Source organism: Pseudarthrobacter sp. HLT1-7 (assembly GCF_059383435.1).
Genome location: NZ_JBWZCH010000007.1, coordinates 114,860 through 139,146, shown reverse-complemented (window position 1 = coordinate 139,146; position 24,287 = coordinate 114,860). Strand labels below are relative to the sequence as shown.

The window sequence follows — 24,287 nt, the reverse complement described above, 5'->3', positions numbered from 1 at the left end:
CGTATGCACCATCCCAGCGAGCTTCCCTCGCATCTTCGAAACGAGCCCTTCACCGTGACGCAGGGCCGCGCCGCCGGGCTCAGCCGCCGTCGGACGCGGGCTCGGGACCTGGTCAGTCCCTGTTTCGGAGTGCGGGCCCCGGCCACCGCCCCGGACACTTTGCTGGCACGTTTGCGGGCCCTGACCGCCGTGACCGGCGCTATAGTGAGCCACCTGTCTGCGGCAGTGCTGTGGGGTTTCCCTCTGCCGAGTGCACTAAAGATGCTGATTGGCGTCCACCTGACGAGCGATCCGGGCAGGCGGGCCGTGCGACGCAAGAATGTCGTGGGCCACCAGCAGTCACTCCAACCGGACGAGATCGTTACCGGGGACTGGGTGAGCTGCACTTCCCCACTGCGGACGTGGTTCGACCGGCGCAGCGTCGGAGCGACATCTTTCGAGATGAAAATGCCAGGGATGCCGGATGGCGCGTTGTTGTATTGACGCAGTGGGATTTGACCCCGTTCACCCCTGGCCTGGAGCCGACTGCCGTTAGCCGCGTGCGCGCTGCGCTGACCGAGCGCGGCTGGACTCCTGCATCCAATCTGCCTACGGTGCGGCCAAAGTTACAGCGCAGCGCACGCCCCGCTGTGCGCCCGTCTGACGCTGATGGCCGCTAAGACCGACGGAATAGCGGCCTCCTGTGGCAAACGGGCGTGAAGCCGAGTGGCATAGCGGCCATTCGTGGCGACTCGATGCAGGGCGTGGGCCGGGGCGGAAAAGCGGCCAGTTGTGGCGAATCGATGGAGATCGTCGGCCCGCTCAACACCCATCTGACGCGAATGGCCGCTACCAGGGGTTCCGTAGCGGCCATTTGTGGCGAACCAATGCAGGCATGGGCCGGTGCGGGCCTGGAAAGCACCCGGGCCGGTCCCAATCGTAGTTTTCGCGCAGTGCACCGCCTTGTAAATCACCCATCTGACTCGAACGGCCGCTATGCGGGGTTCCATAGCGGCCATTTGTGGCGAACCTGGGGCGAACCGGGGACCCGGTCGCAGACCCGGTACTGCGCTTACAGCCCCGAGTAGGAGTGCAGGCCGTTGAAGAACTGGTTCACGATGGTGAAGTTGAAGACCACGCAGAGGTAGCCGACAATCGACAGCCAGGCGGCGCGGGTTCCGGTCCAGCCGCGGGTGGCGCGGGCGTGCAGGTAGCCGGCGTAGACCACCCAGATCACGAAGGTCCAGACTTCCTTGGTATCCCAGCCCCAGAAGCGGCCCCAGGCCTTCTCGGCCCAGATGGCACCGAACATGAGCGTGAAGGTCCAGCCTACGAAGGCGATGGCGTTGATCCGGTAGGACAGGTTCTCGAGGCTCAGCGCGGACGGAACCAGGCGCATGAAGCCCAGCTTGTCCCCGCCGCCGGCCGCGATGGTCTTCTGCCGGTGCGACTGCACGAGCTGGAGGGCTGACATGGCGAAGGTCAGGGTGAACAGTGCGGAGGACAGCACGGCAATGGAAACGTGGATGATCAGCCAATAGCTCTGCAGCGCGGGAACGAGATGCCCCACCGGCGTCCAGAAGGCCACGGACGCCGCAACCAGCATGATGATGGCCAGGCCAATGACAAACGTGCCAAGGAAGCGCAGGTCACGCCGGATCAGCACCAGCAGGAAGACGGCCACCGCCACAAACGCGCCGGTAGTCAGGAACTCGTACATGTTTCCCCACGGCACCCGGCCCGAGCCGATGGCCCGCGTGATGACTCCTGCGGCGTGAATCGCCGCGCCCAGCACGGTCAGGGCGACGGCGACCCGGGCGGGGACGCGCCGTTCGCCGGCGTAGCGCATGGCGCCGTCGGCGGTCTGGCCGATCCCGGTGGTACCGGCGGCACTGCGCGAAACGGACGACGACGGGCGCTCGGCCCGTCCGACCGGCCCGGCCACGTCCGAGTCGGCCCGGTCCACGGCACCCGATGAGGCCCCGGCACCGGCCGTGACCGGAACGCGGGCGGCCTCAGCACCCGAGAGCCCGGCAGCCTTGAGGTCCACCGCGCGCAACACCTTGCTGCTCTTGGCCAGGTCCCAGGCAAAGGCGATGAACGCCACCGTGTAGGTGCCTGCCGCTAGGAGCATGAACAGCTCGCTGTACTGGCCCATGGTTTCGTTGATGGGGGGCATTACTGATCCTTCTTTGACTCACGCGAGCCGGCTGATGACTGGATGACGTCTGCTGCGGGATGGTCCGGGGAGGGCAGCGCTCTACCGGCTCCGGACAAGTCCGTGCCCGCCCGGTCATTATCCGCCTTGCCGCTGATAGTCGGCTGGGAGCCGGTGGCGGAAGCCGGCTGGGAGCCGGCGGAACGGGCAGGCTGGGAGCCGGTGGCGGCGCCGTCGAGATCCCAGGCACCGGCCAGCAGCTTGCGGATCGCGGTTGCCTCCCCGGCAAGCCGGTGGTCTTCGCCGCGGGCCAGAAGCCCGTATTCGACCATGGTGCGGCCGTCCTCATGGGACCCCGTCCGGACCCAGACGCGGCGGCGGTTCACGTAGAGCGAGGTGACCAGGCCGGCGACCGCCAGGAGCGCGGAGATCAGGGCGTAAAGCTGTCCCGGATTGTGGTGGATGTCCACGCCGATGTAGCGCTTGACGCCGTCAAAGCTGATGGAGCCTTTGCCGTCCGGCAGGGTGTAGGTGGCGCCGGGCGAGAGGGTGATGCCGCCGGCGTCGAGGTTCCGGGCGTTGAGCGGCGTGAGCTTCTTGACGTCGAGCTCGAAGACGTTCTGCGGGGCGCCGTCGTCCAGCCCGAGGTCGCCGAAGTAGGAGTTGAGGGTCAGCTGGGGGTTGAACAGCTCGGGATCACCGCTGAAGGACACGCCTTCCTCAGTGACGAAGGCGGTGGGCAGGAAGAAGCCGGCGAAGGCGAGCTGCTCCGGCTTGGCGTCCGGGACCTTGATGACCGCGGACGAGTAGTAATTGTCGCCCTGCAGCTTGGCCACGACCGGACCCTGCATGGCGACGTTGCCGGCGCCGTCGCGGATGGTCACTACAGGGGCGTAGCCGTTGCCCGTGAGGTACATGCCGGTGCCGCCAAGGCTGAGCGGGTCATTGACTTTCAGCACTTTCTTCTGGGCGGGCGCGTCCGGGGTTTCCTTCGTGGTCACATCGGCCCTGAAGTCGATGGGCTGGCCGACCTTACCCTTCGATTCGCGGTCGAACGCGACCTGGAACTTGTCCAGCTGGACCGAATAGGGCTGCAGCTGGCCGCTCTGGAAGTTGGTGCCCGGCGTGAACTGGTCGTAGCCCACCAGGGTGTTCACGAAGGTGTCGCCCTCCACCAGGATCCGCTGCCCGCTGTAGCCGAACAGTCCGCCGATTGCGATTGAGACCAGTACCCCGATCAGTGAGGTGTGGAAGAGCAGGTTCCCGACTTCGCGCAGGAAGCCGCGCTCGGCGCCCAGGGACGGCCGGGCGCCGTCGGGGTCCCGGACGTCAACGCGGTAGCCGCGCTTCTTCAGCAGCCCGGCGGCGTCGGAGATGGCGCCCGACGCCGGGATCCCGGCGTCGGCGGCGATCACCAGCGTTCCGTATTCGGGCAGCCGCGAGAGCCGTGCGGGGGTGCGCGGGGGCTGGGAGCGCATCGCCTTGTAGTGCGCGATGGCGCGGGGAATCACGCAGCCGATCAGTGAGATGAACAGCAGGATGTAGATGGCCGAGAACCAGGCCGAGGAATACACGTCGTATAGCTGCAGTGTGTCCAGGAGCTGGCCGTAATCCGGGCGGTCCTTGATGTACTGCGTGACGATGGACGGGTTGGCGGGCCGCTGCGGGAAGAGCGAGCCGGGCACAGCCGCGACGGCGAGCATCAGCAGCAGGAACAGCGCCGTGCGCATGCTGGTCAGCTGGGTCCAGGCCCAACGGAGCATGCCCAGCGGGCCGAGCACCGGGAGGACAGCTTCCGCCTTGGCGGCGGCCACAGGGCTGGCGCCCTCGGGCGTGACGCCGGGGGCCGGGGACTTCTTCTCTACGTTCACTCGCTCGCTCATCAGATCGGCAATTTCACATCGTTTTGGAACCAGTACTGCAACGCGGAAACCCAGGTGCCCCACGCTCCGCTGGCCATCAGCAGGCCCAGCACAATCAGGATCCCGCCCCCGGTGCGCTGGATGGCGAGCCGGTGCTTGCGGAAGAAGGACATCACGCCGATGCCGCGGCGCACGGCCAAGGCAATCAGCAGGAAGGGAATGCCGAGGCCGAGGCTATACACGAAGGCCAGGAACGCGCCCTTGGCCGCCGAAGATCCGCCGGACAGGCTCAACAGCTGGACCGCGGAGAAAGTGGGCCCGATGCACGGCGCCCAGCCCAGCCCGAAGGTGATGCCCAGCAGGGGCGCACCCCACAGCCCGGCAGGCGGCCTGGCACGTATTTTGGCGTCCCGCTGGAGCCAACCAAAGCCGCCCAGGAAAACCACTCCCATGATGATCACGAAGATGCCCAGCAGTTGCGTGATCCAAGCATTCTGCGAGCCCGTGACCAGTGCTCCCAGCTGGCCAAATGCCCCGCCGAGCAGCACAAAGATCACCGAGAAGCCCAGGACAAAGAGCCCGATTCCGGCCAGCATGCGGCCGCGCTTCTGCTTCTGGAGGTCGACGCCGGTCAGGCCGGTGACGTAGCCCAGGTAGCCCGGCACAAGAGGCAGCACGCAGGGCGACAGGAAGGAGACGAGTCCGGCCAGGAGCGCCACGGGGATGGCCAGCAGCAGCGAGCCGCTCAGGATGGCTTCGGCGAAGGGGCTGTTCATGGTCTGCGCCGTCCGCTACTCGGCCACGGCTGCGGCGATGAGGGACTTGAGGGTGCCCTTCTGGATCTCGCCGAGGACGCGGGACGCCACCCGGCCCTGCTTGTCCAGCACCAGTGTGGTGGGAACGGCGCCAGGTGGGACGAGGCCGGAGACGGCAAGCAGCACCGCACCGTCCTTGTCGTTGAAGCTCGGGTAGGTGAGGCCGAAGGACTTGTCGAACGCGTCCGCAGTGGCTTTCTCGTCGCGGAGGTTCACGCCGAAGAACTGCACGCCCTGGCTCTTGAACTCCTGGTGCAGGGCCTCCAGCGAGGGCGCCTCGACCCGGCAGGGGGCACATGCGGCGAACCAGAAGTTGAGCACGGTGACCTTGCCCTGGAAGGCATCGGGCGTCACGGCGGTGCCGTCGAAGAGGGTGCCTTTGATGGCGATGGGGGTCTTGCGGTCCGCAACGGCGAACTCCGTCACCGAGCCGTCGCCGGCCACGTAGTTCTTGTTGTCGCCGGCCTTGGCCTGCTTGGCCAGCGCATCTTCCTGCGCGCAAGCGGAGAGGCCCAGCACGACGGCGAGCGCCGCGCCTCCAGCTGTCAGGACGCTGCGCCGGGTCAGTGCCGGGTGGCCAAAGGGTAGATGAGTGCTGCCCATGCTCAGGCCCCCGGGGTGCTTGAGGCACCGGGCAGGAGAACGGCAGCCGGCTCGCTGTAGTCGACGCGCACGAAGTTTCCGGCGTCGTCGAACACCAGCGATGTGAGCGAGGTGAGCGTGCATTCGCGTTTCCGCGGGTCATGCCAGAGCGGTTTTTTCTCCGCACTCAAGCGGGTGGTCCAGATGGGCAGCTGGTGGCTGACGAGAATGGCCTCTGCGTCTTCGCCGCCGAGTTCGATCGCCCGACGGCGGGCATCCTGGACGGCGGCGATCACCCGGGCCGCTTGTTCCTTGTACGGTTCACCCCAGGAGGGCCGGAGCGGGTTGCGCAGCATCGGCCAGTGCTTCGGCTTCAGGAGCTCGGCCTTGGTGACATGGACCCCTTCGAAGTAGTTGGCGGCCTCGATAATCCGGTCCTCGGTGGTGATCTGGAGGTTGAGCGCCTCGGCGATGGGCTGTGCCGTCTCCTGCGCGCGGGTCAGCGGTGAGGCGGCCAGGTGGACGATCTTCGCCCCCTGCACGGACCGCTCAATGAAATGCTCCGCAAGCGTCCGGGCCATCTCCCGGCCGAGCGCGGAGAGGTGAAACTCCGGCAGCCTCCCGTAGAGGACACCATCGGGATTGTGGACCTCGCCGTGGCGGAGCAGATGAACAGTGGCTTGGGGCATGTGTACCAGTTTCTCAAAGGGCAGGGGCAATGACGAAATCTTCTACGACAGGTAGAACTGACGAGTTTTGTGAAATGTTCCCCGGAAGTGGAATAAAAGATGCAAATGCATGTTTATACTGGGTGAGCAGTTAGTTGAGTCTTCAACTAATGACGCTTCGGTCAATGATCAAATCTGTCCCAACACCCGACTTCAAGGAGAACACCATGGCACTTCCCGTCAACGTCACCACCGGCACCTGGACCCTGGACAACTCGCACAGCGAGATTGCCTTCACCGTCCGCCACGCGGGCATCAGCAAGGTCCGCGGCCAGTTCAAGGATGCAGAAGCCACCCTGGACCTCGCCGAGAACGTCGCCGACTCGAAGGTCAGCGCCACCATCAAGACCGCGAGCTTCGACTCCGGCGATGTCAACCGCGATGGCCACGTCCGCGGCGAAGACTTCTTCGACGTCGAGAAGTTCCCGGAAATCTCCTTCGTTTCCAAGCACATCGTCCCCAAGGGGGACGTCTACGAACTCCAGGGCGAGCTCACCATCAAGGGTGTCACCCGCCCGGTGGCCCTAGAGACCGAATTCAACGGCGTTGCGGTTGACCCGTTCGGCAACACCCGCGCCGGCCTGTCCGCCGAGACCACCATCAGCCGCAAGGACTTCGGCCTGACGTGGAACGCGGTCCTCGAGGCCGGCGGCGTGCTGGTCAGCGACAAGGTAGCCGTCAACCTCGAACTGGCTTTCATCGCACCGGCTGCCTAGCCAGCATTCCTGGGCCGGCCTGGCGTGCAAATCGGGCCGGTCACCGCGGCTTGAAACCGCCGGCAACCCGCTTCATCCCCGCGATGGATCGGGTTGCCCTGTATTACCCCGGCCCGGCTGCCGCTGGACATGTTGCCGGACGCGCTGCCGAACGTGCTGCCGGACCACCTCGGGCCGCCTCGGGCCCTGATTTATCGGCGCCTCGGCATTGTCCGCAATCGGCTCAGATTCCTAGATATCGGCACATGCGCGGTCTACAGTGAGAGCCATGAGCAACCCCAGTGATGTAACTCCCCCGCAGCAACCGGGTGCCCAGCCGCCGCAGGGCAGCAGCGCTCCGCCCGCTGGCTCCGAGCCGCCCCAGGTAACACCGACGGTCCCGGAGGGTTACCAGACGCCGTCGGGCTCCGGCCAACCCCCGCAGGGCTACCAGCCGCCGTCGGGCTCCGGCCAACCCCCGCAGGGGTATCCGCAAGGCGGGCCTGCGCCGGCGGGCGGGTTCCGCTTCGAGATGCCGACAGGGCGTCCTAAGACCTTCAATGACGTTATGCCCCGGGGTGGCCTCTCCGGCATGTTCACCGTCACTGGGATGCCGACCGAACTGAAAGTTTCCTACTGGGTTTGGCTGATTGGCGGGCTTCTGGGCCTGCTGGGCGGCATCATCGTCCTCTTCGGATCATTTGTCCTCTTCGCATTCGCGCCTGGCGTGGGACTGGTGGTTCTGCTGCTGGCGCTCGTTGCCCTCGCGCTGGCCGCGGCCCAGATTGTCCTGGCCATGAAAATGAAGGAAGGCCATGAATGGGCCCGGTTTGCCCTCACGATCGTTGCCGGCATTTCCCTCTTGCTGAACATCATCAGCGCCGGCGCCGTGGACGGACGGGGCACCAACTGGTCCGGGTTCCTCATCAGCCTCGCGGCGACCGTATTGATGTGGCTGCCCAATTCCCAGGCCTGGTTCGCTTCCGTCCGGGGCCGCGCCTGATCCAGGGCCGGAGGGAAACCGTTTGAGGGTGGCTGAGAGGCCGTTGCAGGGCACCAGCCCCGCGACGGCCCCTCCGCTTGCACTGCACTGGACGCGTTGTACGCGGGCTGAGAATACCTCTCGGGAATGATCCGCGCAGCGACCGGCCCGCGGTACGGTGGAGATACCCATGCTGGGGGCAGGGCAGGATTCTGGTCCCGGTAGCCGCTCCAGACCGACATGCAAAAGGACCGCCATGAGTATCCCTCCCGTCCCGCCGGCCAACCCGGACGGCAATACGCCGGGCGAAAAGCCGATGCCGAGCTACGGCCAGAACGCACCCGCGGCCCCGCAGTACGGCCAGAACGCACCCGCCGCCCCGCAGTACGGCCAGGCTCCGCCTCAGTACGGGCAGGCCGAATACGGCCAGTCCCCGTACGCCCAGGGCCACCCCGGCCAGCCACAAGCCCCCGCCGCCATGCCGAAGCAGGTCAACATCGCGTTTTGGCTCATCGTCGCCTCCGGCGCGGTGTGGGTGATCTCGCTGCTGGTGTCCCTTGGTGCCCTGGACAGCGCCGCCATGCGGGACATGTTCCAGCAGCAAATGAGCGCCAGCGGCACCGACGTGGCGTACGAGGACCTCAAGCCGTTTCTGACGGGCACCATCCTCGTCTTCGCGGCAATCAGCGCCGGCCTCTACGCTCTCGTCGCCCTCAACGTCCGCAAGGGCAAGAACTGGGCTCGCATCCTGGGCACGGTCTTCGCCGCGCTGTCGGTCTTCAGCCTCTTCCCGCTGGGTCTTTCGACCCTGGCGGCCGTCCTCGGCATCGCGGGCATCGTGCTGCTCTACCTCCCCGCGAACTCGCCCTATTTCAGCAAGCGCCAGCCGTTCGCTAATCCGTACGGACAGCCGGGCGCACCCAACTAAACAGGCACGGCGCGCAGGGCGCGGGATCCGGACGGCCCGACTGAAACTAGTCGGCGTCCTCCGGGTTCTGCGCCCTTTGTGCGTGATACGCGAGGATCTGGAGTTCAGTGGCCATGTCCACCTTGCGCAGGTTCACCCCCGGCGGCACCTGGAGCATCACCGGGGCAAAGCTGAGGATGCTGCGGACGCCCGCGGCAATCACGCTGTCGCAGACACTCTGCGCCGCCGCTGCCGGCAGCGCCAGCACCACCATGTTGGTACCGGTGCGCTGCAGCACCGGCTGAAGATCAGCTGCGTCACTGACCCGAAGCCAGCCGACCTCGCTGCCCACCACCATCTGGTCGGCGTCGAAGATCGCAACGATGTCGAAGCCCCGGGATTCGAAGCCGCCGTACCGCGCGAGGGCCTTGCCCAGGTTGCCCGCACCGACAATCGCGACCTTCCAGTCCTGTGTCAGGCCGAGGGCCGCGGCAATATGCCGGTTGAGGTACTTCACTTCGTAGCCCACACCGCGGGTGCCGTAGGAGCCGACGTGGGAGAGGTCTTTGCGCAGCGTTGATGAACTGACACCCGAGGCTTCGGCCAGTGACTCGGAGGAGACCCGGTCCACCCCTTCGGCCAGCAACGTGGTCAGGGCGCGCAGGTAGATGGTCAGCCGGGATACGGCCGCGGGCGGAATCTGCTTGGCTGCAGCCCCCGTCCCCCCGTGCACAGCCTCGGGAGTTGAATCCAGCGAAGTCACTATCTGCTCCATTGCGTCGCGTTGTGCCTCCCACTCTAGAGCCCCGGCCGTTCGGCCAACAAAGCAAGCAGCTGTTCGGGCCACGCCGCGTCAGATTCCCAGCTGCAGGGCACTGCGCAGAGTCCGCTCCAGCCGGACTTCATCGATTTTCCAGAAATCCCGCTGGACACCGTCCACCAGCACCACCGGGATCTCCTCGGCAAACCGCTCACGCAACGCCGCGTCGTCATCCACCGACTGTTCGCTCCAGCCGATGCCAAGGGCTTCCGTGACCCGGCCGACGGCGGCGCGCGCGTCTGAGCAGAGGTGGCAGTCGGCTTTGGTGATCAGAACTACATCGGGGAGGGACGTGGGCGTAGGCATGGTTCCACGGTAGCCCGGCATACCCTCCGGCGTCGACGCACGGCACATCAGGCCCGGGCTCCGCGGCCCGGTCGACGGCAACCAGCCGCCGCGTTGGCTAGACTCAGGGAATGCCCGAGGAGAAGTACGTCGCCGTGGCCGGACAGCCTGCTGCGCCGCCGCAGCAAGGCGAGGCCGCTTTCTTCGACGTCGATAACACCCTCATGCGGGGCGCCAGCCTGTTCCATGTGGCGCGCAAGATGCACCAGCGCGGTGCTTTCACTGCCCGCGAGGCCGCCGGTTTTGCGTGGAAACAGCTGATGTTCGTGCTGCGCGGCGAGAATATGGATGACGTTCACGCCGTCCGCGACTCCGCCCTCACCCTGGCCGCCGGCATCACGGTAGAGGACGTCGAGGCGTTGGGCGAAGAGGTCTATGACGAGATGATCGAGTCCCGGATCTGGCCGGGCGCCAAGGCCCTCGCGGAGCAGCATCTCCGGGTGGGCCGCAAGGTCTGGCTCGTGACGGGGACGCCAATCGAGGTGGCCACCGTGATCTCCACGCGACTGGGCCTCACCGGCGCCCTCGGCACGGTGGGCGAGATCGTGGACGGGGCATACACCGGCAGACTGGTGGGCGACATTCTGCACGGCCCCGCAAAGGCAATCGCTGTCCGCGTGATCGCCGAGGCCGAGGGCCTGGACCTCAACCGCTGTTGGGCCTACAGCGACTCACACAACGACATCCCGCTGTTGAGCATGGTGGGCCATCCCGTGGCCATCAACCCGGATTCGCGGCTGCGCCGGCACGCCCGGGAGAACAACTGGCCGGTCTACGATTTCCGCTCCGGACGCCGCGCAGCGACTCTGGGCCTTAAGGCCGCCACGGCCGGCGGGGTCATCTACGGCCTCTGGCGGGGTTTCTCCCGCTTCCGCGGCCCTACCTTGTAGCCTGCGGGCACCTTTCCACTTGCGGATCCGCCCCGCGGCCCGCGACTGCCGCGCCAGTTTTCGCCGCGCTTTAATCCTGGCGCGGCGTTTCCTGCCGGGCGCTACGCGAATCCGCGCGTCGCCCGCGCGAAAGCGCGTCGCCAGGCCAAACCGGCGTCGCCAGCGCGAAAGGGCGTCGCCCGTCCGAATCCGGCGCGAAAACCCCAAAGAAAACGCCCGCCGCCTGGAAGGCAACGGGCATTCACATTCTGCGAAGTATCTCTACTTCTTATTGCGACGCTGGTGGCGCGTCTTGCGAAGCAGCTTGCGGTGCTTCTTCTTGGCCATACGCTTGCGACGCTTCTTAATAACTGAACCCACGAAAGTTCCTTACCGGCTAGATGCAGTACCTGCCTGTTGGGAAGGGTCCGCGGGCTAAGCAGCAGACTGAACAACGGACAGGTTCTTACAATGACGTAAAACGTTCCTTAACAGGGTACCGCCTCCCGGGGGCACACCACGACCGCAGGCACTCCCGGATGCCTGCAGTTGATATTCCGGCAGCAGCCGGCGCCGCGGCAAGACTCAGGCTGTTTCCGTGTGCCCGTCGACGACAGCACCCTTGAGATACTGCTCGACGGCGTTCTCCGGCACCCGGTACGACCGGCCGAAGCGGACAGCCGGCATTTCGCCGGAATGGACAAGTCGGTACACGGTCATCTTGGACACGCGCATGACGTCCGCGACTTCAGCCACGGTCAAGAACCGTGCGTTGGAGAAATTAGCCTCCGAAGACATTTCCGTATTCCTTTACTCAAGCGAACGGCAACCCCATTTGACTGACATGGCGGTGTGCCGATGCTGAGCCATCAAACAACCACGTGTTAGATACTCTAGGGGCTGATGATGCCAATGTGAAAGGCCTCCGCAGGAATCACCGGGGCTTTCCGCGGAATCCTCTCCGAGTGCGGCCGGCGGGTCAGTCCCCTGAGCCCAGCCCGGCTTCTGCGTAGTAGCCCTCGATGTGGTCCGCGACCAACGTGGCCGCTCGGCCGCCGTCGTGGGCGCTGATGGCCGCCAGAATGCCCCGGTGTTCCGCGCGGAGACGGGCCGCGGTGGAGTCCCAGTCGGGCAGGTTTCCGGTGAGCCGGCCCGCGTAGCCCTGAATGGCTTCGCGCAGGGAAGCCATCATGGCGCTGACCACGGCGTTGCCCGCGGCGTTGGCGAGCGCCAGATGGAAACGGACGTCCAGGTCGAGGAAAACCTCAGTACCCGCGCAGCTGTCCATCTGGTCCAGCAGCCGGCCGGCCTCTGCGAGGGACGGCGACTCCGGGCGGGCCCGTGAGGCCGCCCATGATTCCAGCAGCACCCGGGTTTCCACAATGTCCTTGACAGGCAGGTGTGAGGTGGCCACGTGCAGCCGGAGCGCCGAGCCCAGGGCGGCAGTGGGGTCGGCAATGACCACGGTGCCCGCGTCGGGGCCGGAACCCACCCCTGCCCGGAGCACCCCCATGGCCTCAAGAACCCGGATGGCCTCGCGGACGGAGGTGCGGGAGACCTGGAGCTGCCCGGCGAGGGACCGCTCCGCCGGCAGCCGTCCGCCCAGAACCAGCCGGCCGCCGGACAGTTCGCCCTCGATCCACTTCAGGACAAGCTGATGGGTACGCATGGCACCATCGTACTTGATGTGGTTGGACCACACCGCTAGACTGTGGTTGGACCACATCCCTGGTCGAGTTTCGCCAGGCATGCAGATACCTAGGAACACGAGACCTGCCCGGAGGCAACCATGACGCAGACGATCGAGCCCGGCAACCCCGAGGTGCCCACCACTCCCGCAGCCACCACGCCGGGCGGCCACCCGGCCGGCCCCGCGGCGGGTGCCCCGGCCGGCATTCTTCCGGCTGCCCTGAAGCGACGCGTCCCGAAGTACTCGGACCTCGCGCCGCTCATGCAGTTTAAGAAACCGGAGTTCAGCCGTGCCGCGAGGATGCGCCGCGCCAGCACCATCTGGGACCTCCGCGACATCGCCAAGCGCCGCACGCCGCAGGCGCCCTTCGACTACACCGACGGCGCCGCGGAAGCCGAGATCACGCTGCGCCGTGCGCGCCAGGCGTTCCTCGACATCGAGTTCCGGCCCGGCATCCTGCGCGACGTCTCCAGCGTGGACCTCGGCACCGAGATCCTTGGCAAGCCGTCCCGGCTGCCGGTAGGGATCGCCCCCACGGGCTTCACCCGGATGATGCAGTCCGAGGGCGAGTACGCCGGGTCCCAGGCCGCCGCGGCGGCCGGCATCCCCTATACCCTCTCTACGATGGGCACGGCGTCGATCGAGGACGTGGCCGCCGCCGCCCCGGACGGCCGGAACTGGTTCCAGCTCTACCTGTGGACGGACCGGGACCGCTCGCTCGAACTCATCGAACGCGCCGCCAGGGCCGGTAACGACACCCTCATGGTCACGGTGGATACCGCCGTCGCCGGAGCCCGGCTCCGGGATGTGCGCAACGGCATGACCATCCCGCCTGCGCTGACGCTCAAGACCGTGCTGGATGCCTCCTACCGCCCGGCCTGGTGGTTCAATTTCCTCACCCACGAGCCGCTGGCGTTCGCCTCGCTCTCGCGCTACACGGGAACGGTCGCGGACCTGATTAACTCCATGTTCGATCCCACCCTGACCTTCGCGGACCTGGACTGGTTGCGTGAGACCTGGCAGGGCAAGCTCGTGGTCAAGGGCATCCAGACGGTCGACGACGCCCGCAAGGTGGTGGACCACGGTGCTGACGGCGTAGTGCTGTCCAACCACGGCGGACGCCAACTGGACCGGGCCCCGATCCCGTTCCACTTGCTCCCGGAGGTCTCCGCCGCGCTCCGGACCGACAACAGCGACGCCGCGATCATCCTGGACACCGGAATCATGAGCGGCGCGGACATCATCGCGGCGCTGGCTCTGGGCGCGGACTTCACCCTGATCGGCCGCGCCTACCTCTATGGGCTGATGGCCGGCGGCCGGGCGGGCGTGGACCGGGCCATCCAGATCCTGGAAACCGACATGCTCCGCACCATGGCGCTGCTCGGCGTCAGCCGGATCTCCGAGCTGACCCCCGACCACGTGCGACTGCTCCCCCGCTGACCGGGTCCGGCAATCCCACCCAAGTGACTAGCAGCAGGGGCCGTTTTGGCCGCCCAGAACGGGCGCTCAGAACGGCCCCTGCTGCTAGTTAATTGGGCTATTTCCTGCGGCCGAATTTGGGCAGGTTTGCCAGCAGGTCCGCGGCCTTGGTGGCGGCGCGGCCCACCGTGCGGCCGATCTGTTGCGGCATCTTGTCCTCGCCGCCCGTACCGACAGGGATCACGACGGCGGGGCTCAGCTGGCCGCCCATTGCACGCCCGGCCAGCGCCGCGGCCGGCTGTGAAGCCTGGGCGGCGGCAGCCTCGGCCAGGGTCCCCGGGGCCGGCCGGGGCCGGGTGTCCGGGATCCGGGCGGGGGCGGTTGCGGCGGCGGCCGGCCCGACGTCGAACGTCTCCAGCCAGTCGGCGATGCCGGCAAGGGGCTTGGAGTTCAGCGTGTAGTAGCGCCTCTGTCCCTGCGCGCGCATGCTGACGAGGTCCGCTTCGCGGAGGACCTTCAGATGCTTGGAAATGGTGGGCTGGCTTGCTTCGAGCTCCTGGACCAGCTCCCCCACCGCTTTGTCCCCCTTGCGGAGGGATACCAGAATGTCACGCCGGGTTGCCTCAGCAATGACGGCAAATACGTCATCTGTCACCATGCCTCCACACTAGCGACATATACGCCGGATGGCATCCACTAATTGCGCCTCGGCGGCGCTAGCCAAACCAGGGGCTAGTCAAACCAGGGGTCCAGGCCGTACAGCGGGAAGACTTCCTTGCGGGTGGCCATCACGGTGCGGTCAACTTTGTCGTTGGGGTCGAAGCCTACTTCCCAGGAGCGCCACCAGAGGTCGACGCCGTCGCCCATCAGTTCGGGCGGTTCCACACCGTACTTGGCCCCGTACTTGTCCTTCACATAGGTGCGCCAGTCCGCCGGGACGGGGGCGCGGAGCGGGACGGGACGGCCGGCCGCGATCCCGATCAGGTGGCTCCAGGACCGCGGCACGACCGTGATGACGTTGTAGCCGCCACCGCCGGTGGAGATCCAGCGGTTGTCGCAGTAGCGGGCGGCGAGGTTGCCGATGGTGGTGGCGGCCTCGCGCTGGCCGTCGACGCTGATGTTGAGGTGGGTCAGCGGATCCAGCCGGTGGGAGTCGCAGCCGTGTTGGCTGACGATGACCTCGGGTTCGAAGGCGCCCACGAGCTGCGGCACCACGGCGTGGAAGGCCCGGAGCCAGCCGGCGTCGCCCGTGCCGGCCGGCAGTGCCACGTTGACGGCGCTGCCCTGGGCGTCCGGGCCGCCGATTTCATTGGCGTAGCCCGTGCCCGGGAACAGGGTCAGCCCGGATTCGTGCAGGGAAATGGTCAGCACCCGCGGATCGTCCCAGAAGATGCTCTGGGTACCGTCGCCGTGGTGGGCGTCGATGTCGATGTACACGACGCGCTGCATGCCGCCGTCGAGCAGCCGCTGGATCGCAAGGGCGGCGTCGTTGTAGATGCAGAAGCCGCTGGCGCGTTCGCGCGCCGCGTGGTGCATGCCCCCGCCGAAGTTCACCGCACGGACCGCGCTGCCGTCCAGGATCGCCGCGGCGGCCAGCAGGGAGCCGCCGGCCAGCCGGGCGCTGGCTTCGTGCATGCCGGCAAACGCCGGATCGTCCTCGGTGCCCAGCCCCCGCGCTTCGTCCGGGGTCTCCGGGTCAGCGCTGACGCGCCGGACGGCGGCGACGAATTCCGGGCTGTGAACGGTGCACAGCTCGGCGTCGCTGGCCACGTCCGGTGCCGCCACGGAGACATGGTCCAGGTCCAGCAGCCCCAGGCTGCGGGCCAGCCGTTCGGTGAGTTCCATCCGCTCTGGCGCCATCGGGTGGCTGTGGCCGAAGTTGTAGGCGGTCATGGCTGGGTCCCACACCACGGTGGTTGGCAGTGCGGTCGCGGCGAGCCCGGGCAGGTATGTCATCAATCACAGGCTACCCGAGCGTTGCGCCCCGCTCCCCGGTCATTGAGCGGGGTTTAGTGGTTTACTACTCAGGGAAGCAGTTTCAAGCGAGGATAAGCCACACATGACGCAAAGCCAGCCGAGGTCCAAGAGCCCGGCAAGCTGGCACCCCGGCACTCCGGAGCGGGAAGGCCTGTGGATCTTCACCCGCCTGCGCGACTTCATCGACAATATCGCCAACACCTCCCCGGCCCGCCTCGCCCTGACCGCCTTCGGGGTGGTGATCCTGGTCTTCACCGCTCTGCTCTCGCTGCCGGTATCCTCCGCCACGGGGGATCCCACTCCCTTGCACCAGGCCCTGTTCACCGCGGTGTCCGCCGTCTGCGTCACCGGCCTGACCGTGGTCTCCACCGCCGTGCACTGGTCCTTCTTCGGCCAGCTCATCATCCTGATCGGCATCTTCGTGGGCGGATTGGGCACCCTGACGCTGGCCTCCCTGCTGGCCCTCATGGTCAGCAAGAAACTCGGTGTCCGCGGCAAACTGATCGCCCAGGAGGCCATGAACGCCGGCCGCCTGGGCGAGGTCGGCACCCTGTTGCGGATCGTTATCGTGACCTCCATTGTCATCGAGGCCGCCCTGGCGCTGGCGCTGATCCCGCGGTTCCTGACGCTGGGCGAAAGCTTCGGCCAGTCCGTCTGGCACGGCGTGTTCTATGCGATTTCCGCGTTCAACAACGCCGGTTTCACGCCGCACTCGGACGGCATCGTCCCGTACGAGACCGATTTGTGGATTCTTGTCCCGCTGATGCTGGGCGTCTTTCTGGGCAGCCTGGGATTCCCCGTGGTGATGGTGCTGCAGCAGAGCGGCTTGAACTGGAAAAAGTGGAACCTGCATACCAAGCTGACCATCCAGGTCTCGCTGATCCTGTTGGTGGCCGGGACGCTGCTGTGGGGGCTGATGGAGTGGGAGAACGTTCGGACCATCGGCGGCATGAACGACGCCGACAAGGTCATCCATTCGCTCTTCGCGTCGGTGATGACCCGCTCCGGCGGTTTCAACCTGGTGGACCAGAACCAGATGGACTCCACCACCATGCTGCTGACCGACGCCCTCATGTTCGCCGGTGGCGGTTCGGCATCGACGGCGGGCGGCATCAAGGTCACCACTATCGCTGTGATGTTCCTGGCGATCGCGGCCGAGGCCCGCGGTGACTCCGATGTCAAGGTCTACGGCCGCACCATCCCCGAGGGCACCATGCGGGTGGCCATCTCGGTCATCGTCGCCGGCGCCACCCTCGTCGCTGTGTCGGCCATGCTGCTGCTGCACATCAGCGGGGCGTCGCTGGACCGGGTGCTGTTTGAAACCATTTCCGCGTTCGCCACGGTGGGGCTCAGCACGAACCTCAGTGCCGAGCTGCCGCCGTCGGGCGTTTACGTCCTCGCCGCCCTTATGTTTGCCGGCCGTGTAGGGACCGTCACCCTCGCCGCCGCCCTGGCCCTGCGCCAGCGCAGCCAGCTGTACCACTACCCGGAAGAGAGACCGATCATTGGCTAGTTCCTCAGGCGCCGTCAACCGCCCCGCCCACAACGCCCCCGTGCTGGTGATCGGGCTGGGCCGCTTCGGCGCATCCACGGCCGAACAGCTCGTTAAGCAGGGCCGAGAGGTGCTGGCCATCGAACGCGACCGGACCCTGGTGCAGAAGTGGTCCAACATCCTGACCCACGTCGTGGAGGCCGACGCCACCAACATCGATGCGCTCCGCCAGCTTGGCGCGCAGGAGTTCAGCTCCGCGGTGGTGGGCGTGGGCACCTCGATCGAGTCCTCGGTGCTGATCACGGTCAATCTTGTGGATCTTGGGATCGAGCACCTCTGGGTCAAGGCCATCACGCCCTCGCACGGTAAGATCCTGACCCGGATCGGCGCCAACCATGTGATCTACCCGGAGGCCGACGCCGGGGTCCGGGCCGCCCACCTGGTCTCCGGCCGCATGCTGGACTTCATCGAGTTCGACGACGACTTCGCGATCGTAAAAATGTACCCGCCGCGCGAAACTGTGGGCTTCACCCTGGACGAATCCAAGGTCCGATCCAAGTACGGCGTCACGATTGTGGGCGTGAAATCCCCGGGCGAGGACTTCACCTACGCCCGGCCGGAGACCAAGGTGTCCTCACGGGACATGCTCATCGTGTCCGGGCACGTGGACCTGCTGGAGCGGTTCGCCGCCCGGCCGTAACACCCACCCGCCCACCGGAGGCTAGGCGAGCTGCGTCGTGATCTCCCCGGCGCGGGCGGCCGCAGCACGGGCGCCCGCGGCGATGATCGCCGGCAGTCCCCGCTCGTCGAAGGTGGCGATGGCCCGTTCGGTGGTGCCCTTCGGGCTGGTGACCGCCTTGCGCAGCGCCGTGGGATCCGCGCCCGGCTCGGCCAGCATAAAGCCGGCCCCGGCGACCGTTTCACGCGCCAGCAGCAGCGACAGCTCCGGGTCGAGCCCCAGTTCGACGCCGGCCGCGGCCATCGCTTCGGCCAGATAGAACGCGTACGCCGGGCCCGACCCGCTGATCGCGGACAGCGCGTCCACCTGCTCTTCGGGGATCTCGACGACGGTTCCGACCGCGGAGAGGAGGTCTTTGGCCAGCTGGAGCTGCTGGGCGGAGCAGCTGGTCCCGGGCGACACGGAGACGACGCCGCGGCCCAGCTTCGCAGGTGTGTTGGGCATGGTTCGGATCACGGGCTGGCCGGCCGGGAGCGCCGCTTCCAGCTGCTCGATCGAGACGGCGGCGGCGACGCTGATAACGATCGTGTCCGGCGCCAGCGAACCACCGATTTCCCGGGCCAGGTCCGCGGTGCCCACGGGCTTGACTCCCAGGATAACGACGCCGGAGCCGGTGGCTGCCTGTTTGTTGTTCTCGGGCTCTTCCTCGCCGGCGATGGCCGTGATGCCGTGGTGCCGTTCGGCGAGTTCGGCGGCCCGTTCGGCGCGGCGGACCGTGGCCACGATGTCCGCCGGTGCGGTGCCGCCCTCGATCAGGCCACCCATAATTGCCTCGTTCATTGACCCACAGCCCAGGAATGCGATTCGAATACTCATGCCCCCATCATTGCAGCCCGGCCCGATTCCCAGCCAGCGCACATGCTCGGCGCAGCCTGTTCACAATCTGCGGAACTAGTGTGGTGAGTGCCTCATTGAGGGTGCGAGTGATACGGCGGACATGCGGATGTCCGCCCGGCGCCGGTGGTCTGCAGCGGGTTTTCCCCCATTTTCCCGCAGCGGACGGCCGGTGCCGTCGCTGTTTAAGGGCGGCCCGCGAAGCTGCGGGGCGGCCCGGTGGCCGTGGCTGTTTTTGGAGTTGCATGCGGAGCGGCCGGGTGGCCGTGCGCCCGCCCCAGCGCTTTTCCAGCCACCGCACAGACAATTCTGCTGAAACACCCAAGGTCGGCGCCTACCATGAAGAGTGCCTCAACCAAGGTGCGAGTGATGATAGTCGGCCCTCCGGGACCGGCGTGGCGCCGGGTGGCTACAGAAGAGTTCCCCCAGCTCCTTCTGCGAAGCCGCCCGGCGCTTTCTTTTTATCCCGCGTCCGGTGCTAGTGGGCATTCTCGTCAGTTGGTCAGGGGCCTGGCGCAGTCGCCGAACTCTGGGACATGCCCCGCGCCGGCGCCAGCGGATGGACATAGTGTCATTATGCCCAGTCCCGGGTGCGAAGAATGGGCATGTCCCGCAGGACTGGACACTCGCTCAAAGGGACATGCCCCGCGCCGGCGCCAGCGGGTGGACATAGTGTCATTATGCCCAGTCCCGGGTGCGAAGAATGGGCATGTCCCGCAGGACTGGGCACTCGCTCAAAGGGACATGCCCCGAGCCGGAGGCTGCGGATGGACATAGGGCCATTGTGTCCGGTCCCGGGTGCGAAAAATGCGCATGTCCCGCGGCGCGAGAAAGTCCAGGCTCCGTCTGACACCCGACGAACGAACGAAAATGATAACTAGCCCGCGTCCGGTGTTGCCACGTCCATAGTTGCCGCGTTTATAGTTGCCGCGTTCATAGTTGCCGCGACCGGCGGCTGAGCTACCGGTGGCTGAACTTCCGGCGCCGGAAGCTCGGCCGGAGGCCCCTGAACGACGTGCAGCACGGGCTCCAGCGGGCCCTCGAAGACGAGCTGGTCCAGGCGCCGGAGAATGAGACCTTCACGCAGCGCCCAGGGGCAGATCTCCATGCTGGGGAACTCGAAAAGCTCCAGTGCTGCTTCGGCCACCAGGGCCCCGGCCAGCAGTTGGGCGGCGCGGGCTTCAGAGACACCGGGAAGGTGCAGCCTGTCCTCCACCTCCATTGCCGAGATGCGCTGGGCCCAGAGCCCCACGTCGGCTGCGAAAAGTTCGCGCTTGACATAGGGGCCGGCGCCGCTCGGCGCGGCCCCGGCGATCCGGGCCAGCGAGCGGAACGTTTTAGAGGTGCCCGCCACATGGTTCGCCCTGCCCAGCTTCTCAAAGTCCCGCGCCACCGGCTTGAGTGTGGCCCGGATGTAACGGCGCAGCTCCTTGACGCTCTTGGCCGAGGGCGGGTCCTCGGCCAGCCAGTCGCGGGTGAGCCGGCTCGCCCCGAGCGGGACGGACGTCGCCAGTTCGGGGAGTTCGTCCTCGCCGTAGGCCATCTCGAAGGATCCGCCGCCGATGTCCAGGTTCAGGATGGCCCCGGCTCCCCAGCCGTACCAGCGGCGCACGGCGAAGAAGGTCATGGAGGCTTCTTCGCTGCCGGTGAGTTCCCGGAGCGTGACCGTGGTTTCCTGCTTGACGCGGGCCAGTACGGCGGGTCCGTTGGTGGCCTCGCGGAGGGCCGAGGTACAGAACGCCAGGAGGTCGTCGGCCTTGTGTCTCGCTGCGAATTCCCGGGCTTCAAGAACAAATTCGACCAGCTCATGCTGGCCGGCGTCATTGATACTGCCGTCGCTCTCGAGGAAATGCACGAGGGACAGCGGCCGCTTGTGCGACGCGAATGGCACCGGGCGCGCGCCGGGGTGGGCGTCCACCAGCAGGAGGTGAACAGTATTGGAGCCGATGTCGAGGACGCCTAGACGCATGGTGCCATTATTCCCCCGCGGCAGCGGCTGGCCTAACTGCTAGGCCGGGTCGACGTCATCCCCGGAAGCATCCGCCGGATCTTCGCTCGGCTTGAAGTCGCGGCGGATGCTGGCCACGCCTTCCGGATCGATCTCGAAGCCGAAGGCGGCACCGGGATTGATGACCATGCCGAGTTCCTCCCCGAGATTGCCGAGGACTGCGGAACCCTGGGTGCCCAGCACATTGGGGGCGGCAGCCAGATACTGCTCGGTGACGCGGCTCGGGTGGGAGAACACGGCCAGGACAGGGTTGCCGGAGGAATTTGCGAGCACCAGCGGCTCGATCTGGGCATCGGGACCCTCGAGCGCATCGGAACTGACGATGTAAACCTCGTTGTTGAGGAAGGCGAGGATGACGTCAACCGGGTTGGCGTCCGGCTGCTCCCCCCGGGCGAGCTCCTCCTCGAGGTCGTTCAGCGGCTGCAGGTCCAGATGATCGGGCTGTTCAGTCATGCTCCTACTCGATCACGTTGCGTGCGGCACCGCAAACGGCAGCACCCCCTACTTCTTTGCGGCGGCCTTGCGAACGGGCGCCTTGCGGGCCGCCGTCGTCCGCTTGACCGGCCCCTTGGCGCGCTTCTCCGCAAGGAGTTCGACGGCGCGTTCCCGCGTGAGTTCCTCGACTTCGGTGGTGCGCGGGACGGTGATGTTGGTGATGCCGTCGGTGATGTACGGGCCGAAGCGGCCTTCCTTCACCACGATGTTCTTCTCCGAGACCGGGTCCGGGCCGAACTCCGCCAGCGGCGGTACGGCGGCGCGTCCCCCGCGCTGCTTGGGCTGGGAGTAGATCTCCTGTGCCGCCTCCATCGTGATCGTGAAGATTTCCTCTTCCGAGCCGATGGACCGTGAGTCCGTGCCCTTCTTCAGGTACGGGCCGAAGCGGCCGTTCTGGACTGTGATCGGATTGCCCTCGGAATCCTGACCGAGCACCCGGGGCAGGCTCATGAGCTGCAGTGCCTCGTCCAGGGTGACGGCGTCCACGCTCATGGAGGCGAACAGGGATCCGGTGCGCGGCTTGGCCTTGACGGGCTTCTTCGGCGGCTTCGGCTTGCCGTTCTTGTAGTACTCCACCGGCTGGTTGGCGATCTGCTCTTCGGTCATCTCGGGGATGACCTCGGTGACGTAGGCACCGTAGCGGCCGTTCTTGGCCACGACGGTATGCCCGGTGTGGGGATCCGCGCCGAGCACACGCTCCTCGGGGGCCGCGGTTTCCATCAGCTCGATCGCCTTGGCGGCCGTCAGCTCGTCCGGGGCCAGATCCTCCGGGACGTTGGCGCGGGCGGCCTCCACCACTTCACCGGTCTTCGGATCCACCGTGGGGACGGAGCTTTCCAGATACGGGCCGAACTTGCCCACGCGCAGGGTGATGCCCTCGGTGATCGGAATGGAGTTGATGTCGCGGGCGTCGATCTCGCCAAGGTTGTTGACGATGCTGAGCAGCCCGGGATCGGAATCTTCGCCGAAGTAGAAGTGCTTGAGCCAGGTGGTGCCCGTGGCCTGGCCGTTGGCGATCTTGTCCAGGTCCGCTTCCATATCGGCCGTGAACTCGTAGTCCACATAGTCGTGGAAGTGCTGTTCGAGCAGCCGGACCACGGAGAACGCGATCCAGCTGGGGACCAGGGCGGAGCCCTGCTTCCGGACGTAGCCGCGGTCCTGGATCGTGGAGATGGTGGAGGCGTAGGTGGACGGCCGTCCGATGCCCTTCTTTTCCAGCTCGGCGGTCAGTGAGGCTTCCGTAAACCGCGGCGGCGGCGAGGTCTCGTGTCCGACGGCTGCAATCTCCGAGGCGGTCAGCGCGTCGCCCTTGGCCACATTCGGCAGCCGGCGCGCTTCCTCGGATTCGTCGTCGCCGCGGCTCTCGTCCTTGCCTTCTTCGTAGGCGGCAAGGAAGCCGGGGAAGGTGATGACGGTGCCGGAGGCGGAGAATTCGGCGTCCCTGCGGTCCGCGGCGCCGCCTACAGTCATGGCGCCGAGGCGGATCGTGGCGGTGGAGCCCTTGGCGTCGGCCATCTGCGAGGCGACGGTGCGCTTCCAGATGAGCTCGTAGAGCCGGAATTCGTCGCCGGAGAGCTGCTTGGCCACCTGGGCCGGGGTACGGAAGGAGTCACCGGCGGGGCGGATGGCCTCGTGGGCCTCCTGCGCGTTCGCTGCTTTGCCGCTGTACACCCGCGGTGACTGGGGCACGTACTCCGGGCCGTACAGCTCGGACGCCTGGCGCCGCGCGGCCGTGATGGCCTCGTTGCTCAGCGCGGAGGAGTCCGTACGCATATAGGTGATGTAGCCGTTTTCGTACAGGCGCTGGGCCACCTGCATGGTGCTCTTCGAGGAGAAGCGGAGCTTGCGGCCGGCCTCCTGCTGCAGCGTGGAGGTGGTGAACGGGGCGGTGGGGCGGCGGGTGTAGGGCTTGGTGTCGACGGAGCGGACACGGAAATCGGCGTCCTGCAGGCCCGCTGAGAGGGACGTGGCGAGGTCCTCGTTGAGGTGCACGACGTTGCGTGAGGTGAGCTCGCCGCCGTCGCTGAAGTCGCGGCCGCTCGCTACCCTCGCGCCGTCGACCATGGCCAGTTTGGCCTTGAACGAGCCGGACCCGGCGCCGAACTGGCCGGTCAGGTCCCAGTAGGAGGCGGCCCGGAAGGCCATCCGCTCCCGCTCGCGGTCCACCACCATGCGGGTCACCACCGACTGCACACGCCCGGCGGACAGCCCGCGCGCCACCTTGCGCCACAGCACCGGGGAGATCTCGTAGCCGTAGAGGCGGTCCAGCACGCGGCGGGTTTCCTGGGCGTCCACCAGGTCCTGGTCCACATCGCGCAGGTTCTCCATGGCGCGGTGGATGGCTTCCTTGGTAATTTCACCGAAGGTCATCCGATAGACCGGAACCTTGGGCTTGAGCACTTCCAGCAGGTGCCACGCGATGGCCTCGCCTTCGCGGTCCCCATCGGTTGCGAGGTAGAGAGCGTCAGCGTCTTTGAGCTGGGCCTTGAGCTCGGCGACCTTTTTCTTCTTGTCCGGGGACACCACGTAATAGGGCTTGAAGTCATTGTCGATGTCGACGGCGAACTTGCCCACCGAGGTCTTCTTCAGATCCGCGGGGAGCTCTGAAGGCTGCGGGAGGTCACGGATGTGACCAATGGAGGCCTCGACGATGAAGCCTTCGCCGAGGTACTTGGCGATGGTCTTGCTCTTGGCGGGAGACTCCACGATCACGAGTTTCTTACCGGTTTTGGCCTTGCTTGGCACGGTGCTCCTACAGAAAAAGGTTGCTCGGGCAGATGCGCCCATACCCGCCTAGTTCACCATATTTTTACGGGTTCCCGCGCATTCAGGTAGAAAACGCAGGTCTCCGGCCCCGGCTTCCGGACGCAATGAAGCGGCCCGTCCCGGCA

The 24,287-nt window shown here is 66.7% G+C and carries 23 protein-coding genes; 7 read left to right on the top strand and 16 right to left on the bottom strand.

Annotated elements, in window-relative coordinates; all coding sequences use genetic code 11:
• Positions 1-1,051: 1,051 nt before the first annotated feature.
• Genes ccsB through AC50X6_RS09180 form a run of 5 tightly spaced genes read right to left on the bottom strand, consistent with a single transcriptional unit; the run spans position 1,052 to position 6,085 of the window.
• Positions 1,052-2,158, bottom strand: a complete 1,107-nt coding sequence (ccsB, locus tag AC50X6_RS09200; protein ID WP_494965921.1) for a c-type cytochrome biogenesis protein CcsB — start codon at positions 2,156-2,158, stop codon at positions 1,052-1,054.
• Entirely contained in the window at positions 2,158-4,020 is a 1,863-nt protein-coding gene (resB, locus tag AC50X6_RS09195; protein WP_494965920.1) for a cytochrome c biogenesis protein ResB, read from the bottom strand. Before resB ends, ccsB begins: the two co-directional genes overlap by 1 nt.
• Positions 4,020-4,775: a cytochrome c biogenesis CcdA family protein gene (locus AC50X6_RS09190; protein WP_494965919.1), complete on the bottom strand. Its 756-nt coding sequence runs from the start codon at positions 4,773-4,775 to the stop codon at positions 4,020-4,022. Before AC50X6_RS09190 ends, resB begins: the two co-directional genes overlap by 1 nt.
• Before the next feature lie 15 nt (positions 4,776-4,790).
• Entirely contained in the window at positions 4,791-5,417 is a 627-nt protein-coding gene (locus AC50X6_RS09185) for a TlpA family protein disulfide reductase (protein ID WP_494965918.1), read from the bottom strand.
• Between the two features lie 2 nt (positions 5,418-5,419).
• Positions 5,420-6,085, bottom strand: a complete 666-nt coding sequence (locus tag AC50X6_RS09180; RefSeq protein WP_494965917.1) for a histidine phosphatase family protein — start codon at positions 6,083-6,085, stop codon at positions 5,420-5,422.
• A gap of 206 nt (positions 6,086-6,291) precedes the next feature.
• On the opposite strand from AC50X6_RS09180, the gene AC50X6_RS09175 reads away from it, so the two are divergent.
• The 3 genes from AC50X6_RS09175 to AC50X6_RS09165 all read left to right on the top strand — a co-directional run bounded on the left by AC50X6_RS09175 (position 6,292) and on the right by AC50X6_RS09165 (position 8,729).
• The gene (locus tag AC50X6_RS09175) at positions 6,292-6,840 is read left to right on the top strand and encodes a YceI family protein (protein ID WP_494965916.1); all 549 of its coding nucleotides are present in this window, start codon (positions 6,292-6,294) and stop codon (positions 6,838-6,840) included.
• 268 nt (positions 6,841-7,108) lie between these two features.
• Positions 7,109-7,822: a hypothetical protein gene (locus tag AC50X6_RS09170; RefSeq protein ID WP_494965915.1), complete on the top strand. Its 714-nt coding sequence runs from the start codon at positions 7,109-7,111 to the stop codon at positions 7,820-7,822.
• Between the two features lie 235 nt (positions 7,823-8,057).
• The gene (locus AC50X6_RS09165; RefSeq protein WP_494965914.1) at positions 8,058-8,729 is read left to right on the top strand and encodes a hypothetical protein; all 672 of its coding nucleotides are present in this window, start codon (positions 8,058-8,060) and stop codon (positions 8,727-8,729) included.
• Between the two features lie 46 nt (positions 8,730-8,775).
• On the opposite strand, the gene AC50X6_RS09160 is transcribed toward AC50X6_RS09165, so the two are convergent.
• Together AC50X6_RS09160 and AC50X6_RS09155 are read right to left on the bottom strand one after the other, a co-directional pair.
• On the bottom strand, positions 8,776-9,471 hold the full coding sequence (locus AC50X6_RS09160; RefSeq protein WP_494965913.1) for a redox-sensing transcriptional repressor Rex: 696 nt from the start codon (positions 9,469-9,471) through the stop codon (positions 8,776-8,778).
• A gap of 90 nt (positions 9,472-9,561) precedes the next feature.
• Positions 9,562-9,834 (bottom strand): glutaredoxin family protein, encoded by a 273-nt coding sequence (locus AC50X6_RS09155; protein ID WP_494965912.1) that lies wholly within the window; start codon positions 9,832-9,834, stop codon positions 9,562-9,564.
• 110 nt (positions 9,835-9,944) lie between these two features.
• On the opposite strand from AC50X6_RS09155, the gene AC50X6_RS09150 reads away from it, so the two are divergent.
• Positions 9,945-10,763, top strand: a complete 819-nt coding sequence (locus AC50X6_RS09150) for an HAD family hydrolase (protein WP_494965911.1) — start codon at positions 9,945-9,947, stop codon at positions 10,761-10,763.
• Between the two features lie 261 nt (positions 10,764-11,024).
• Here AC50X6_RS09150 and AC50X6_RS09145 read toward each other — a convergent pair whose 3' ends face one another.
• From AC50X6_RS09145 to AC50X6_RS09135, 3 genes are all read right to left on the bottom strand, one after another.
• The gene (locus AC50X6_RS09145; RefSeq protein WP_003792170.1) at positions 11,025-11,123 is read right to left on the bottom strand and encodes a 30S ribosomal protein bS22; all 99 of its coding nucleotides are present in this window, start codon (positions 11,121-11,123) and stop codon (positions 11,025-11,027) included.
• Between the two features lie 204 nt (positions 11,124-11,327).
• A complete protein-coding gene (locus AC50X6_RS09140) occupies positions 11,328-11,540 on the bottom strand; it encodes a helix-turn-helix domain-containing protein (RefSeq protein WP_138768374.1) in 213 nt (70 codons plus the stop codon).
• Between the two features lie 181 nt (positions 11,541-11,721).
• Positions 11,722-12,411 (bottom strand): FadR/GntR family transcriptional regulator, encoded by a 690-nt coding sequence (locus tag AC50X6_RS09135; RefSeq protein WP_494965910.1) that lies wholly within the window; start codon positions 12,409-12,411, stop codon positions 11,722-11,724.
• A 120-nt stretch (positions 12,412-12,531) separates the two neighbouring features.
• On the opposite strand from AC50X6_RS09135, the gene AC50X6_RS09130 reads away from it, so the two are divergent.
• Positions 12,532-13,872: an alpha-hydroxy acid oxidase gene (locus tag AC50X6_RS09130; RefSeq protein ID WP_494965909.1), complete on the top strand. Its 1,341-nt coding sequence runs from the start codon at positions 12,532-12,534 to the stop codon at positions 13,870-13,872.
• 97 nt (positions 13,873-13,969) lie between these two features.
• Here AC50X6_RS09130 and AC50X6_RS09125 read toward each other — a convergent pair whose 3' ends face one another.
• On the bottom strand, positions 13,970-14,509 hold the full coding sequence (locus tag AC50X6_RS09125; RefSeq protein WP_494965908.1) for an ArsR/SmtB family transcription factor: 540 nt from the start codon (positions 14,507-14,509) through the stop codon (positions 13,970-13,972).
• Positions 14,510-14,583: 74 nt separating this feature from the next.
• Positions 14,584-15,807 carry an acetoin utilization protein AcuC gene (locus tag AC50X6_RS09120; RefSeq protein ID WP_494965907.1) on the bottom strand — a complete coding sequence of 408 codons (1,224 nt, stop codon included), beginning with the start codon at positions 15,805-15,807 and terminating at the stop codon, positions 14,584-14,586.
• Positions 15,808-15,910: 103 nt separating this feature from the next.
• Here AC50X6_RS09120 and AC50X6_RS09115 point away from each other — a divergent pair, with 103 nt between their 5' ends.
• Complete coding sequence (locus AC50X6_RS09115; protein WP_494965906.1) at positions 15,911-17,341, top strand: TrkH family potassium uptake protein; 1,431 nt, start codon at positions 15,911-15,913, stop codon at positions 17,339-17,341.
• Between the two features lie 40 nt (positions 17,342-17,381).
• Positions 17,382-18,020, top strand: coding sequence for a potassium channel family protein (locus AC50X6_RS09110; RefSeq protein ID WP_442784777.1), 639 nt, complete (start codon positions 17,382-17,384; stop codon positions 18,018-18,020).
• Between the two features lie 21 nt (positions 18,021-18,041).
• Here AC50X6_RS09110 and proC read toward each other — a convergent pair whose 3' ends face one another.
• From proC to topA, 4 genes are all read right to left on the bottom strand, one after another.
• Positions 18,042-18,875 (bottom strand): pyrroline-5-carboxylate reductase, encoded by an 834-nt coding sequence (proC, locus tag AC50X6_RS09105; RefSeq protein WP_494965905.1) that lies wholly within the window; start codon positions 18,873-18,875, stop codon positions 18,042-18,044.
• 895 nt (positions 18,876-19,770) lie between these two features.
• Positions 19,771-20,862: a Ppx/GppA phosphatase family protein gene (locus AC50X6_RS09100; RefSeq protein ID WP_494965904.1), complete on the bottom strand. Its 1,092-nt coding sequence runs from the start codon at positions 20,860-20,862 to the stop codon at positions 19,771-19,773.
• Between the two features lie 39 nt (positions 20,863-20,901).
• Complete coding sequence (locus AC50X6_RS09095) at positions 20,902-21,354, bottom strand: SseB family protein (protein ID WP_494965903.1); 453 nt, start codon at positions 21,352-21,354, stop codon at positions 20,902-20,904.
• 48 nt (positions 21,355-21,402) lie between these two features.
• On the bottom strand, positions 21,403-24,141 hold the full coding sequence (gene topA / locus AC50X6_RS09090; RefSeq protein WP_494965902.1) for a type I DNA topoisomerase: 2,739 nt from the start codon (positions 24,139-24,141) through the stop codon (positions 21,403-21,405).
• Positions 24,142-24,287: the final 146 nt, after the last annotated feature.

What these genes read in the sequence shown, in the direction of transcription:
- AC50X6_RS09150 (WP_494965911.1), top strand. Translation starts at nt 9,945, where the DNA reads ATGCCCGAGGAGAAGTACGTCGCCGTGGCCGGACAGCCTGCTGCGCCG.
- proC (WP_494965905.1), bottom strand. Translation starts at nt 18,875, where the DNA reads ATGAGTATTCGAATCGCATTCCTGGGCTGTGGGTCAATGAACGAGGCA.
- AC50X6_RS09095 (WP_494965903.1), bottom strand. Translation starts at nt 21,354, where the DNA reads ATGACTGAACAGCCCGATCATCTGGACCTGCAGCCGCTGAACGACCTC.
- AC50X6_RS09165 (WP_494965914.1), top strand. Translation starts at nt 8,058, where the DNA reads ATGAGTATCCCTCCCGTCCCGCCGGCCAACCCGGACGGCAATACGCCG.
- AC50X6_RS09155 (WP_494965912.1), bottom strand. Translation starts at nt 9,834, where the DNA reads ATGCCTACGCCCACGTCCCTCCCCGATGTAGTTCTGATCACCAAAGCC.
- ccsB (WP_494965921.1), bottom strand. Translation starts at nt 2,158, where the DNA reads ATGCCCCCCATCAACGAAACCATGGGCCAGTACAGCGAGCTGTTCATG.
- AC50X6_RS09130 (WP_494965909.1), top strand. Translation starts at nt 12,532, where the DNA reads ATGACGCAGACGATCGAGCCCGGCAACCCCGAGGTGCCCACCACTCCC.
- AC50X6_RS09100 (WP_494965904.1), bottom strand. Translation starts at nt 20,862, where the DNA reads ATGCGTCTAGGCGTCCTCGACATCGGCTCCAATACTGTTCACCTCCTG.
- AC50X6_RS09185 (WP_494965918.1), bottom strand. Translation starts at nt 5,417, where the DNA reads ATGGGCAGCACTCATCTACCCTTTGGCCACCCGGCACTGACCCGGCGC.
- AC50X6_RS09180 (WP_494965917.1), bottom strand. Translation starts at nt 6,085, where the DNA reads ATGCCCCAAGCCACTGTTCATCTGCTCCGCCACGGCGAGGTCCACAAT.
- AC50X6_RS09175 (WP_494965916.1), top strand. Translation starts at nt 6,292, where the DNA reads ATGGCACTTCCCGTCAACGTCACCACCGGCACCTGGACCCTGGACAAC.
- AC50X6_RS09120 (WP_494965907.1), bottom strand. Translation starts at nt 15,807, where the DNA reads ATGACATACCTGCCCGGGCTCGCCGCGACCGCACTGCCAACCACCGTG.
- resB (WP_494965920.1), bottom strand. Translation starts at nt 4,020, where the DNA reads ATGAGCGAGCGAGTGAACGTAGAGAAGAAGTCCCCGGCCCCCGGCGTC.
- AC50X6_RS09190 (WP_494965919.1), bottom strand. Translation starts at nt 4,775, where the DNA reads ATGAACAGCCCCTTCGCCGAAGCCATCCTGAGCGGCTCGCTGCTGCTG.
- AC50X6_RS09135 (WP_494965910.1), bottom strand. Translation starts at nt 12,411, where the DNA reads ATGCGTACCCATCAGCTTGTCCTGAAGTGGATCGAGGGCGAACTGTCC.
- AC50X6_RS09170 (WP_494965915.1), top strand. Translation starts at nt 7,109, where the DNA reads ATGAGCAACCCCAGTGATGTAACTCCCCCGCAGCAACCGGGTGCCCAG.
- AC50X6_RS09125 (WP_494965908.1), bottom strand. Translation starts at nt 14,509, where the DNA reads ATGGTGACAGATGACGTATTTGCCGTCATTGCTGAGGCAACCCGGCGT.
- AC50X6_RS09140 (WP_138768374.1), bottom strand. Translation starts at nt 11,540, where the DNA reads ATGTCTTCGGAGGCTAATTTCTCCAACGCACGGTTCTTGACCGTGGCT.
- AC50X6_RS09115 (WP_494965906.1), top strand. Translation starts at nt 15,911, where the DNA reads ATGACGCAAAGCCAGCCGAGGTCCAAGAGCCCGGCAAGCTGGCACCCC.